This window comes from Curtobacterium sp. MCBA15_005, from assembly GCF_001864855.1.
GTDB lineage: Bacteria > Actinomycetota > Actinomycetes > Actinomycetales > Microbacteriaceae > Curtobacterium > Curtobacterium flaccumfaciens.
Genome location: NZ_MJGL01000014.1, coordinates 106,712 through 119,136, shown reverse-complemented (window position 1 = coordinate 119,136; position 12,425 = coordinate 106,712). Strand labels below are relative to the sequence as shown.

Genomic DNA, 12,425 nt, shown 5'->3' with positions numbered 1-12,425 from the left:
CCGGGCCTCCCGTCCGTCCGATGGCGGCTCGACCCGCCTCACGCGCTGAGCGACAGGTCACGCGCCCGGAAGCGCGTGATCTGTCGGTCAGCGCGAAAACCGACAGCGCCTGCCGCTACACCAGGTCGGGCGAGTCCAGCAGGTCCGTGACCAGGGCGGCGATCGCGGAGCGCTCGGACCGCGTCAGCGTGACGTGCGCGAACAGCGGGTGCCCCTTGAGCCGCTCGATGACCGATGCGATCCCGTCGTGCCGGCCGACCCGCAGGTTGTCGCGCTGCGCGACGTCGTGGGTGAGCACGACCCGCGAGTTCTGGCCGATGCGCGAGAGCATCGTGAGCAGCACGTTCCGTTCGAGCGACTGCGCCTCGTCGACGATCACGAAGGCGTCGTGCAGGGAGCGGCCGCGGATGTGGGTCAGGGGCAGCACCTCGATCAGGCCGCGCTCGATCACCTCGTCGAGGACGTTGTCCGACACCACCGAGCCGAGGGTGTCGTAGACGGCCTGCGCCCACGGGTTCATCTTCTCGCCGGCGTCACCGGGCAGGAAGCCCAGGTCCTGCCCGCCCACGGCGTACAACGGGCGGAACACCATGATCTTCTTGTGCTGCTGCCGTTCGAGCACCGCCTCGAGTCCGGCGCACAGTGCGAGCGCTGACTTGCCGGTGCCGGCGCTGCCGCCGAGCGAGACGATGCCGATCTCGGAATCGAGCAGGGCGTCGATGGCGAGCCGCTGCTCGGCCGAGCGTCCGCGGAGTCCGAAGACCTCGCGGTCGCCGCGCACCAGGGCAACGGCTCCGGCGACGTGCACGCGGCCGAGGGCCGATCCGCGCTCGGAGTGGATGACGACCCCGGTGTTCACCGGGACGCCGTCGAGCTTCGCGGAGCGGATCTCCTCTTTCTCGTACAGGTCGGACATCTGCTCGCCGGAGACCTGTAGGTCGGCGATGCCGGTGTAGCCCGAGTCGACCGCGAGCTCGGCGCGGTACTCCTCCGCCGCCATGCCGATCGACGACGCCTTGACCCGGAGCGGCAGGTCCTTCGACACGACGACGACGTCGAGCCCGTCGTTCTTCAGGTTCGACGCGACGGCGAGGATGCGGGAGTCGTTGTCGCCGAGCTGCAGGCCCGACGGCAGGACGGACTGGTTGGAGTGGTTCAGTTCGACGCGGAACGAGCCGCCGTCGCCGATCGCGATCGGGAAGTCGAGCCGCTCGTGCTCGATGCGCAGTTCGTCGAGCAGACGGAGGGTCTGCCGGGCGAAGTACCCGATCTCCGGGTCGTTGCGCTTCGACTCGAGTTCGCTGACGACCACCACGGGCAGGACCACGGCGTGCTCGGCGAAGCGGAACAAGGCCCGCGGATCGCTGAGGAGCACCGATGTGTCGAGCACGTACGTGCGCTGGGCGACCGATGTGGACGAGTCCGCGGTGTGCTGCTGCTGTGCTCCGCGAGAGACGTTCTGAGAGGTCACGACCACTCCATCCCCGGGCCGCGACGGGCCCGGTCCTGTCCTCGAACGCGGCCACGGAGCGGGTCCCGAAGCACCGACTGTGGCCGCTTCGATCGGGCGCGGTGCCCGATGGGGACAACGTACGTCCGGCCCCCGACACGCTGACAGCGACACGCGGTTTCCGGAGTTACGGTCGCGTGAACAACGCGAGCCTGGCTCGCGACGCCGCTCGCGGCGGTGACGCCGGCCGGTCACGAACCGTCGGCTGCGACGGCTCCGGCCGACAGGTGGTGACCACTCGGCGGACGTGAGAGGGGCGTCGTGACCGCTCGCCGGCTCCGGACTGGAGGCCCGTGGCGGCCTGGCACCGCGCCTCCAGGCCGTCCGTTGGTCGCGACTCGTCGCGCGGGTGGCCCGGCTGGTCAGGAACTGTCGGCTGCGGCCGCTCCGGCCGACAGGTGGTGACCACTCGGCGGACGTGAGCGGGGTGTCGTGACCGTTCGCGGGCTGCCAACTGGAGGCCCGTGGCGGCCTGGCACCGCGCCTCCAGGCCGTCCGTTGGTCGCGACTCGTCGCGCGGGTGGCCCCGGCTGGTCAGGAACTGTCGGCTGCGACGGCTCCGGCCGACAGGTGGTGACCACTCGGCGGACGTGAGCGGGGTGTCCTGACCGCTCGCGGACTGCGGAACGGCCCCGGAACGGCTCCGGACTCCGGACGCCGGACAGCAGGCGCGCCGCTGCTACTGCATGGTGGCGTACGAGACGCAGGCGTCGCGGAACATGTCCAGGGTCTCGTCGGTGGTCGACGGGAACACGGACACCCGCGCGACCCCGAGCCGCGTGGTCGCGGTGACACCGTGGTTGTGCATCGCGGCGGACAGGGCCGTCACGCGACCCTGCATCGGCCGGAGCACCACGATGCCGGCGCGCTCGGCCGGGTCGCGGCTGGACTCGACCTCGAGTCCGAACTCGTCGGCGATGGCGAACACGCGCTCGACGCGGTCGGTGATCCGCTCCTGCACGGCGGCGACGCCGACCGCGGTGAGACGCTCGAGCGACACCGCGAGCCGGGCCTGCGCGACCGGGTCGATGCGGGACATCTGGAAGCCGGCGGCCCCCGGACGCACCGCCGGGACCTCGGTGGGCCAGCCGGACGTGCCGTGCGGGCCGGACAGTGCCGGACGGATCCGGTTCAGCGCACGGTCGCTGAAGGCCACGAACCCGGTGCCCCACCCGGCGTGCAACCACTTCTGCCCGCCGGTGGCGACGACGTCGGCGACCTCGTACGGGGCGTCGACGACGCCGAAGCCCTGGATCGCGTCGACGATGAGCAGGCGGTCGCCGATGACCTCGCGGATGGCGGCGAGGTCGGTCAGGTAGCCGGTGCGCCAGTCGACCAGGGACACCGCGACGGCGGTCACCTCGTCGGTCAGGCGCTCACGGATCAGCTCGGGGGTCACCCAGCCGGCACCCGACTCGATGACGACGGGCTGTACTCGTCCGCCGGTGGCCGAGGCGGCGCTGGCCAGTGCGAGCGGCAGCGAGGGGTACTCGTCGGCGGACACGAGCACGCCGCCGGTCAGGCCGAAGGCGGTGTGCAGCAGGCCCGGGGTCGTCGCAGCCTGCGAGACGACCTGGTCCTCGCGGCGGCCGACCAGGCGGGCGGCGACGGTGCGGACGCGGGCGTCCTGCTCGTCGAGGGTCTCCATGGCGCCGAAGCGCATGTGTGCCTGGATCGTGCCGAGCACACGCTGCTCCTCGAGCACGGCGGTCTGCACGGGGCCGAACGCAGCGTGGTCGAGGTAACCGGGGTCTTCGGAGAAGCCAGCGGCGTACTCGTCGATGTTCACAGGTGGTGCACCTTTCACAGGGTTGAACCCTGAGAGCCTACTGGGACGCGGCTCTGCCGACGAACCCGGTGCGGGAGGTGGCTGCTCAGCCGCCGAAGCGACGCGACCGGAGCCCGAAGTCGCGGACCGCCCGGAGGAAGTCGACCTCGCGCAGGTCCGGGTAGAACGCCTCGACGAAGTAGAACTCGCTGTGCGCGCTCTGCCACAGCATGAAGTCGGACAGCCGCTGCTCGCCCGACGTCCGGATCACCAGGTCGGGGTCGGGCTGACCCTGCGTGTACAGGTGGTCGCCGATGAGCTCCGGCGTCAGCACCTCGGCCAGGGTGTCGATCGTGCCGCCACCCGCGCCGTGCGCCTGCACGATGCTGCGCATGGCGTCCGCGATCTCACGACGGCCGCCGTAGCCGACGGCCAGGTTGACGTGCAGCCCGGTGCGGCCGGCGGTGCGCTGCTCGGCCTGTTCGAGCGCGGTCACCAGGTTCTCCGGCAGGCCCTCGTTCGACCCGACGTGCTGCACGCGCCAGTCTCGGTTGTCGGCCAGGACCCCGGCGAGGTCGGCGATGATCCCCACGAGTTCTTCGAGCTCTTCGCCGCCGCGACCCGTCAGGTTGTCGGCCGACAGCAGGTACAGCGTCACGACCTCGATGCCGAGGTCGTCACACCACGTCAGGAACTCCGGGATCTTCGCGGCGCCGGCGCGGTGGCCGTGTGCGGCGGACTCGAGCCCGAGCTGCTTCGCCCAGCGACGGTTGCCGTCCACGATCATGGCGACGTGCTTGGGCTTCGCTGCCCCCTCGAGCTGGCGGCGGATCCGGCGTTGGTAGGCGCGGTAGAGGATCCCTCGCCCTGTCCATCCCGCCGTCCCGGTCACGCACCGAGCGTAGTGCACCACCGGCACACGCTCCCTGAAGCACCCGCTCTGCGGACACGTGGCTGTCGTTCGGGGTCAGGCCCTATGGTCGGGACCATGCAGGACGAGCACGAGACCGGAACACTCCCCCACGTCCCGTTCACGGAAGAGGCGTCGGCGACCGCCACCACGACCGCTGCCGAACCCCGTCCGGCGTGGCGCGGCTGGATCCACCTCGGTGCGTTCCCGTTCGCGATCGCGATGGGGATCGTCCTGATCACCCTCGCCGACAGCACCGCAGCGAAGGTCGGCAGCGCGGTGTTCATGGCGACGTCGCTGGCGATGTTCGGCGTCTCCGCGACCTACCACCGGTTCCCGTGGGGGCCGAAGGTGAAGGCCGTGCTGAAGCGCATCGACCACACCAACATCCTGCTGCTCATCGCCGGCACCTACACGCCCGTCGCGATCTGCGCCCTGCCGCACACTCTCATGGTCGTCGTGCTCTGGGTGATGTGGTCGGGCGCAGCGCTCGGCATCGCGTTCCGGGTGCTCTGGATCAACGCGCCCCGGTGGCTGTACGTCCCGATCTACCTGGTGCTCGGGTGCGCTGCCCTCGGGCTGCTGCCGCAGTTCTTCGCGGCGAGCGTGCCGATGACCGTGCTCATCCTGTCCGGCGGCGTCGCGTACATCATCGGCGCGCTGGTCTACGGCTTCAAGCGGCCGAACCCCGTGCCGACGCAGTTCGGGTTCCACGAGGTGTTCCACGCCCTGACCGTGGTGGCCTTCGGTGCGCAGTGGGTCGGCGTGCTCATCGTCGCGCTGGACCCGGTGCGCTGACCGTCGCACGTTCCTTCCCAGAACGGGTGCGATGCCTGGTGGTTCCGGGCGTACTCACCCGGAAGTTCTGACCAGGTACGCCCGGTTCCGCCAGGTACGCCCGGTTCCGGTAGGTGCGCACGAGGCGGACTGGAGGCCCGTGGCGGGATCGCCACGGGCCTCCAGTCCGTACCCGGTCGGGTCAGCCGCGCTCGGTGTCGTCGCCGACGTCGGCCCGGCCGTCCTCGGCCGCCCGCCGCTCCGGCTCGTCCGTCGCGGTGCCGTCGCCCGCGGTGCCGTTCGCCTCGGCTTCGAGCCGCTCACGCACCTCGGCGCGGTAGCGGGTCCGGCGGATGCGTCGGGTCATGTCCACCACGAGCAGGATCGTCACGATCGCGACGAGTGCGATCGCGATGAACCCGACGACACCCGGGGTGACGTCGACGTCGGGGACGACCGATGGGCTGGGACTGGGGGTGGCGGCGAGTGCCGCCGCGATGGTGCTCACGAGGTCGGTTCCTTGTCGGCTGGGATCCCGGCGAACAGGTCGGTCTCCGGGAGCTCGGTCGGCACGCGTGCCTCCACGAGCTGGTAGTCCTCGGTCGGCCACACCGTCGCGAGGAGGTCGTTCGGCCAGTAGAAGAAGGCGCTGTCCGGTGCGACCTGGCTGGCGTGCGCGCGGAGTGCGGCGTCACGCTGGTCGAAGTACTCGTGCACGTCGACGTGGGTGGTGGCGAGGTCGGGGCGGTCGGCGAACCGCTCGACCCACTCGCGCAGCTGCTCGATCGCGGGGCTGTCCGGGTCGCGCTCCTGCAGGGCTTCGAAGATCGTGCTGAAGCGGCGCGGGTTCATCGTGCGCTCGTAGTAGAGCTTCGCGATCGACCACGGGGCACCGGCGGACGGGTACGCCGACGGGTCGGCGGCGGCGGACCACCCGGCCATCGACACCTCGTGCGTGCGGATGTGGTCGGGGTGCGGGTAGCCGCCGTTCTCGTCGTAGGTGACGAGCACGTGCGGGCGGAACCGGCGGATCACGCGGACGAGGGCCTCGGTGCTGTACTCGAGCGGCACCGTGGAGAACGTGCCCGGCCGGACCGTCTCGCCCTTCTCGGCGTCGGGCAGCCCCGAGTCGTGGTACCCGAGCCACACGTGGTCGATGCCGAGCGCCTGCTGCGCCGCGGCCATCTCGGTGCGGCGGTACCCGGCCATGTCTCGGTGGGCACGGCTCGTCGCCGGCTCGCCGAGCTGGTCGTTCAGGATGTCGCCGGCCTCGCCGCCGGTGCAGGACACGACGAGCACCTGGTGCCCGTCGGCCACGTACTTCGCGGCGGTCGCGGCACCCTTGCTCGACTCGTCGTCGGGGTGGGCGTGGACGGCCAGCAGACGGTAGGGCACGTGGGGTTCCTCACTGCGGGTGAGCGGCGTCGGACGCGGGCAGCGCACAGCATCGCGTGAACTACCCTGGGATCAGGATATCCACCCCGGGAGCCCCGAACTGTCCGAACAGACCCAGACCGCCACCCTCGACGAGCGCTACGGCCGCACCCCGGCCCGCAAGCGCCGCAGCCGCCTCTTCGCGATCGTCGCGGCCATCGCGGTCGTCGTGGTCTTCGGTGCGTGGGTGATCTGGGCCGGGCTCGACCAGTCCGACCGCGGCCTCGACCAGGACGTCATCGGGTACGAGGTGCTGTCCGAGCACAGCACCGTCGTCCACTCGCAGGTGTCGGTCGACCCGGGCGTCGAGGCGAAGTGCGCCGTGCAGGTCCTCGACAAGAGCTACTCGATCGTGGGCTGGAAGGAGATCACCGTCCCGGCGTCCGAACAGCGCAGCCGGAGCATCTCCACGCAGGTCACCACGACGACGCGGGGCGTGACCGGCTTGATCCACGACTGCTGGATTCCCTAGACTGTCCTGATTCGCCTCTCGAGACCGACCACTCGGCCGGTCTCGTTTTTTCATGGTCGAAGGGACAGAACATGAGCAACGACACGCAGGTCACCTGGCTGACCCAGGAGGCGCACGACCGTCTCAAGGCGGAGCTCGACGAGCTGAGCGGCGAGGGCCGTGCCGAGATCGCGCGCCGCATCGAGGCCGCTCGCGAAGAGGGCGACCTCAAGGAGAACGGCGGCTACCACGCCGCGAAGGACGAGCAGGGCAAGATCGAGGCCCGCATCCGCGTCCTCACCGAGCTCCTCAAGCACGCCACCGTCAGCGAAGCGGAGTTCGACGGGACGGTCGAGCCGGGCACCGTCGTCACGGCGGCCATCGCCGGCGACGAGTCCACCTTCCTGGTCGGCAGCCGCGAGATCGTCGCCGAGGGCTCGGACCTGACGGTCTACAGCCCCGTCAGCCCCGTCGGCGCGGCCATCGTCGGCCTCAAGGCCGGCGACAAGGCCACGTACACGGCGCCGAACGGCAAGGAGATCGCCGTCGAGGTCGTCAAGATCGAGCGTTACGAGCCGTAGACCCGGCCCACTGCAGACAGGAGGCCCGTGGCGACACCGCCACGGGCCTCCTGTCTGTCCGCCGGTCGCGCCCAGAGCGCGCACCGCATTTCCGACAGTCCACGCGTCGAACGACTCGTGGATCGTCGCGGACTAGTGCTCGAGGAGCTCCGGGCGGAAGCCGACCTCGTGCAGGCGCTGGATGACCTCCTGCGCGTGCTCCGGGCCGCGCGCCTCGATCGACAGGTCCAGCGCGACCTCGTTGATGACCAGGCCCTGGCCGTGGCGGGTGTGCAACACCTCGACCACGTTCGCGCCGGCGTCCGAGATGACCTGCGCGACACGGGCCAGCTGACCCGGACGGTCCGGGAGCATGATGCGGATCCCGATGTAGCGCGAGGCCGCCACGAGCCCGCGGGTGATCACGCGCTCCATCATGAGCGGGTCGATGTTGCCGCCGCTCAGCAGCACCACGGTGCGGCCGGTGTCGCGGACGGCACCGGACATGATCGCGGCGACGCCGACGGCCCCCGCTGCCTCGACCACGAGCTTGGCGCGCTCGAGCAGGACGAGCAGTGCGCGGGCGGTGTCGTCGTCCGAGACGGTGACGATGTCGTCGACCAGGTCGCGGATGATCGGGAAGTTCAGGTCGCCGGGGCGCGCCACCGCGATGCCGTCGGAGATGGTCGGCTTCGTGGTGATGGTGACGGGCTCGCCGGCGGTGATCGACGACGGGTAGGCCGCGGCGTTCTCCGCCTGCACGCCGATCACCCGGATCTGCCGTCCGAGCCGCTCGGCCATGCCCTTCACGGCGAGCGCGATGCCGGAGATGACGCCGCCGCCACCGATCGGCACGACGACGGTGTCGACGTCCGGCACCTGGTCGATGATCTCGAGGCCGAGCGTGCCCTGCCCGGCGATCACGGCCGGGTGGTCGAACGGCGGGATGAACACGGCGCCGGTGTGGGCAGCGAAGTCCTTCGCGGCGCTCAGCGCCTCTTCCACGGAGTGGCCCCGCAGCACGACGTCGGCACCGTAGTGGCGGGTGGCCTGCAGCTTGGGCAGGGCGACGCCGACCGGCGTGAAGATCGTCGCGGGGATGCCGAGCTCGCGGGCGGCGAGGGCGACACCCTGCGCGTGGTTGCCGGCGCTCGCGGCGACGACGCCCTTGGCGCGCTGCTCGGCGGACAGGGTCGACAGGCGGTTGTAGGCACCGCGCACCTTGTAGGCACCCGTGCGCTGCAGGTTCTCGCACTTCAGGTGCACCGGCGACCCGAGCAGCTCGGCGAGGAACTGCGACGTCTCCATCGGGGTGACGCGTGCGACGCCCTTGATGGTCTCGCGCGCCGCCTCGATGTCCGCGAGGGTCGGGATCGCGGTGAGCGTGTGCGGGGAGGCGCTGGTGTCGGTCACTCCCCCATCATCGTCGCTCCCGGCCCCCGCGGCGAACTCGTGTGACGCTCAGTTGGTACTGGCGGTGTCTTCCTCGGCCGAGGGACCCGAGTCGACGCCCGGTGCCGGCACGTCGTCGCCGACCTTGTGCCGGCGGCGTCGGAGCAACTGGATCTGCCCGTGCTGCCCGCGCTTCGGCGTCGCTTCGAGGACGTGGTCGGAGTCGAGCCGTCGCCAGCGTCCGCTCGCGATGGTGGTGACCATGGCGTTCAGCGTCGCGATCAGCGGGACGGCGAAGAACGCTCCGGCGATGCCGGCGAGACCGGAGGCCGCGGTGACGCCGAGGACGACCGCCAGCGGGTGGACCTTGACCGCGTTGCCCATGACGAGCGGCTGCAGGATGTGGCCCTCGATCTGCTGGACCAGCAGCACGACCCCGAGCACCAGGACAGCCGCGAGGGGACCGTTGAAGATCAGCGCGACGAACACCGCCAGGAAGCCGGTGACGATGGCACCGACGACCGGGATGAACGCACCGAGGAACACGAAGGCTGCGATCGGGATGACCAGCGGCATGCCGCCGAAGAAGAGCCCGACGATGAAGGACCCCAGGCCGATGCCGACCGCGTCGACGAACGCGACGAAGATCTGGACCCGGATGAAGCTCGTCAGGGTGATCCAGCCGGCGACACCGGCGCCGTCGACCGCAGCGCGCGCCTTCTTCGGGAACAGCCGGACGGACCAGCGCCAGACGTTCTTGCCGTCGATCAGCAGGAAGATCGTGGTGAACAGGATGATGAAGAGCGCCTCGAAGGCGTGCGTGGCACCCGAACCCGCGCTGGCGACCCCGGACAGGATCGACGCGGAGTTGTCCTGCAGCCACTTCGTGCCGTCGTCGAGCCAGCCGTTGACGTCGGACTGGCTGATGCCGAACCCGGAGCTCAGGACGAAGTCCTTGATGTTCGCGTACTGGTCGACCGTCCGGTCACGCAGGGAGGGGTAGGACGCGATGATCTGGTCGACGACGAGCCAGATCAGGCCACCGAGCGCCGCGATGCCGCCGAGCAGGCTCATCACGACGGCGAGCCACTTGGGCACGTGGTGCCGCTGCAGCCAGTTCGAGATGGGGACGAGGAGCGCCGAGACCACGATGCCGACCAGGAACGGGATGAGGATCTCGCTGAAGACCGTGACGAGCCAGATGAAGACGGCGATCACGCCCACGACGACGAGCGCCCGCCACGACCACGCACCGGCGATGCGCACGCCGATCGGGACGGATTCCTCGACCACGGGGTCGGGGTGTGTCTGCTTGCTTCCCCATGCCATGGCCCGAGTGTAGCGATGTGCTTCCCGTCAGGTGCCAGATACGGCATACGTTCGTGGACCCTCATGTCGGCGGGGTTCGGTAGCGTCGCGGCATGCCCAGGTCGACGCTCTCCGCCGCCGAGGCCCGCCGGGTCGCACTCGCCGCGCAGGGGTTCGGACGACCACCCGCCGAACCCGTCTCGACGCGTGCGCTGAACGCCGCGTTCGGCCGGCTCGGGCTGCTGCAGATCGACTCCGTCAACGTGTTCGAACGCAGCCACTACCTGCCGCTCTTCGCCCGGCTCGGCGCCTACGACCGGTCGACGCTCGACCGGCTGACGCTCGGACGCTCGGGTCCGTACACCGAGTACTGGGCGCACGAGGCGGCGTTCATCCCCCGCGACGACCTGCGGCTGTTCCGGTGGCGGATGGACGCCCTGCGGGAGCGTGACGCCGGCCCGACCAGGGTCGACGGCGTCACCCGGACCGCTGCCGTCCGGCGCGAACTGCACGCGCTGCTCCGAGCCGAGGGGCCGATGCGGGCGAGCGCGGTGGAGCACGAGTCGAACGTTCGGCGCGGCCCCTGGTGGGGGTGGAGCGACGTGAAGCTCGGGCTCGAGCAGATGTTCCGCTGGGGCGAGGCCGTGAGTGCCGGACGAGCCGGTTTCGAGCGCGTGTACGCCCTGCCGGAGCAGGTGCTGCCCGCAGGCTTCCTCGAGACCGCCCCGCCGCGTGCCGACGCCGTGCTCGAACTCGTGCGCCGGGCCACACGGGCGCTCGGCATCGGGACCCGAGCGGACATCGCGGACTACTACCGGCTGCGCTCCGACGACACGGCCACCGCGATCGCCGAGCTCACCGACGCCGGCGAGCTCCTGCCGGTGCGGGTCGAGGGCTGGGGCGAGCGGGCGTGGCTGCACGCGGGCGCTCGGGTCCCCCGGCAGATGTCCACGGACGCGGTGCTGAGCCCCTTCGACCCGGTCGTCTGGTTCCGGCGGCGGGCTGAGCGGATGTACGGCTTCCACTACCGGATCGAGATCTACACGCCCGCCCCGAAGCGGGTGTTCGGCTACTACGTGCTGCCGGTGCTGCAGGACGACCGGCTCGTCGGCCGCATCGACCTGAAGAGCGACCGGCAGCGCGGCGTGCTCCGCGTCCGGACCGCGTGGCAGGAACCGGGCGAGCACCTGGACCCCGAGCGTCTCGCCGACACACTGCGACGGACCGCGAGCTGGCAGGGTCTCGGCGCGATCGAGGTGACCGACCGCGGCACCGCTGCTGCTTCCGTCGCCGGAGCCCTCGGAGTGTCCCTGGTGCCGCACGAGTCCGCTGACGACGCGGACGCCCCCGAACCGGTCGAGTCCGCTGACGACCCGGCCGCCGACGGCGTCGGCTGACCCCTCAGAACCGGTCGGCGTTCGCCCGCAACCGCGCGATGCGGTCGGGCAGCGGCGGGTGTGTGGAGAACAGCCGGTCCATCACGCTGGGGCGCATCGGGTCGGCGATCCACAGGTGTGCCATCGAGGAGTTCTGCGTCTGCGTCGGCCGACCGTACGCACCGAGCTTCTCGAGGGCCCGCGCCAGGCCCTCCGGGTGACGGGTCGTCATCGCGCCCGTCGCGTCGGCCAGGTACTCGCGCTGCCGGGACACCGCCGCCTGGACGCCGGCCGCCGCGATCGGGGCCACGATGACGGCGACGATCCCGGCGATGAGCAGCACCGGGTTGGCGCTGCCACCGTTGTCCGAGTTGCGGTTCCGCCCGCCGGACAGACCGCTGAAGATCGAGATGCGGAGCAGGACGTCGGCGATGAGCCCGACGGCCACGACGAGACCGAAGACCATCGTCGACACCCGGATGTCGTAGTTCCGGACGTGTCCGAGCTCGTGCGCCATCACGCCCTGCAGCTCCTGGTCGTCCATGAGCTCGAGCAACCCCGTCGTCGCCGCCACCACCGCGTGCTCGGGGTCACGCCCGGTGGCGAAGGCGTTCGGCGCGGGGTCGGGGATGACGAACACCCGGGGCATCGGCATGCCGGTCGCGATGGCGAGGTTCTCGACGGTCCGCCACAGCCGTGGTTCGGAGACGCGGTCGATCTCGACCCCACCGGCGATCGCGGTGGCCTGCCGTGCAGCCAGGAAGTACTGCAGCACCGCGTACCCGAGGGCGACCACGAGGACGATGAAGCCGATCGAGACGTTGCCGGCGAGGTACCCGCCGAGGAACCCGAGCGCGCCGATGATCAGCAGGAACACCAGGACGATGACCACGGTGTTGCGCTTGTTCCGCGCGATGGCGCTGTACACGTCGGATCCGA

Annotated in this window: 12 protein-coding genes; 4 read left to right on the top strand and 8 right to left on the bottom strand. The window is 70.8% G+C overall.

The features are described 5' to 3' along the window. Positions 1–115: 115 nt before the first annotated feature. The 3 genes from BIU89_RS09350 to BIU89_RS09340 all read right to left on the bottom strand — a co-directional run bounded on the left by BIU89_RS09350 (position 116) and on the right by BIU89_RS09340 (position 4,170). The gene (locus BIU89_RS09350) at positions 116–1,477 is read right to left on the bottom strand and encodes a PhoH family protein (RefSeq protein WP_175474996.1); all 1,362 of its coding nucleotides are present in this window, start codon (positions 1,475–1,477) and stop codon (positions 116–118) included. A gap of 712 nt (positions 1,478–2,189) precedes the next feature. Further along, complete coding sequence (locus BIU89_RS09345; protein WP_035807560.1) at positions 2,190–3,299, bottom strand: aminotransferase class V-fold PLP-dependent enzyme; 1,110 nt, start codon at positions 3,297–3,299, stop codon at positions 2,190–2,192. A gap of 85 nt (positions 3,300–3,384) precedes the next feature. Then, positions 3,385–4,170 (bottom strand): isoprenyl transferase, encoded by a 786-nt coding sequence (locus BIU89_RS09340; RefSeq protein WP_027464506.1) that lies wholly within the window; start codon positions 4,168–4,170, stop codon positions 3,385–3,387. Between the two features lie 96 nt (positions 4,171–4,266). Here BIU89_RS09340 and trhA point away from each other — a divergent pair, with 96 nt between their 5' ends. Continuing rightward, positions 4,267–4,986: a PAQR family membrane homeostasis protein TrhA gene (trhA, locus tag BIU89_RS09335; RefSeq protein WP_051596553.1), complete on the top strand. Its 720-nt coding sequence runs from the start codon at positions 4,267–4,269 to the stop codon at positions 4,984–4,986. Positions 4,987–5,167: 181 nt separating this feature from the next. Here trhA and BIU89_RS09330 read toward each other — a convergent pair whose 3' ends face one another. Both BIU89_RS09330 and mca read right to left on the bottom strand, forming a co-directional pair. Then, positions 5,168–5,473: a hypothetical protein gene (locus BIU89_RS09330; protein WP_017886736.1), complete on the bottom strand. Its 306-nt coding sequence runs from the start codon at positions 5,471–5,473 to the stop codon at positions 5,168–5,170. Next, a complete protein-coding gene (gene mca / locus BIU89_RS09325) occupies positions 5,470–6,360 on the bottom strand; it encodes a mycothiol conjugate amidase Mca (RefSeq protein WP_139178919.1) in 891 nt (296 codons plus the stop codon). The genes BIU89_RS09330 and mca overlap by 4 nt, the downstream gene beginning before the upstream one ends. A gap of 19 nt (positions 6,361–6,379) precedes the next feature. Here mca and BIU89_RS09320 point away from each other — a divergent pair, with 19 nt between their 5' ends. Next, complete coding sequence (locus tag BIU89_RS09320; RefSeq protein WP_051596498.1) at positions 6,380–6,871, top strand: DUF4307 domain-containing protein; 492 nt, start codon at positions 6,380–6,382, stop codon at positions 6,869–6,871. 71 nt (positions 6,872–6,942) lie between these two features. Continuing rightward, positions 6,943–7,431 (top strand): transcription elongation factor GreA, encoded by a 489-nt coding sequence (gene greA, locus BIU89_RS09315; RefSeq protein WP_071246029.1) that lies wholly within the window; start codon positions 6,943–6,945, stop codon positions 7,429–7,431. A gap of 132 nt (positions 7,432–7,563) precedes the next feature. On the opposite strand, the gene ilvA is transcribed toward greA, so the two are convergent. After that, the gene (gene ilvA / locus BIU89_RS09310; RefSeq protein ID WP_027464502.1) at positions 7,564–8,823 is read right to left on the bottom strand and encodes a threonine ammonia-lyase; all 1,260 of its coding nucleotides are present in this window, start codon (positions 8,821–8,823) and stop codon (positions 7,564–7,566) included. Between the two features lie 48 nt (positions 8,824–8,871). Further along, positions 8,872–10,131 (bottom strand): AI-2E family transporter, encoded by a 1,260-nt coding sequence (locus tag BIU89_RS09305; protein ID WP_250898931.1) that lies wholly within the window; start codon positions 10,129–10,131, stop codon positions 8,872–8,874. 92 nt (positions 10,132–10,223) lie between these two features. Between BIU89_RS09305 and BIU89_RS09300 the strand changes: the two genes are divergently transcribed. After that, positions 10,224–11,507, top strand: coding sequence for a winged helix-turn-helix domain-containing protein (locus tag BIU89_RS09300; protein WP_071246026.1), 1,284 nt, complete (start codon positions 10,224–10,226; stop codon positions 11,505–11,507). 4 nt (positions 11,508–11,511) lie between these two features. On the opposite strand, the gene BIU89_RS09295 is transcribed toward BIU89_RS09300, so the two are convergent. Continuing rightward, on the bottom strand, positions 11,512–12,414 hold the full coding sequence (locus BIU89_RS09295; RefSeq protein WP_071246025.1) for a M48 family metalloprotease: 903 nt from the start codon (positions 12,412–12,414) through the stop codon (positions 11,512–11,514). Positions 12,415–12,425: the final 11 nt, after the last annotated feature.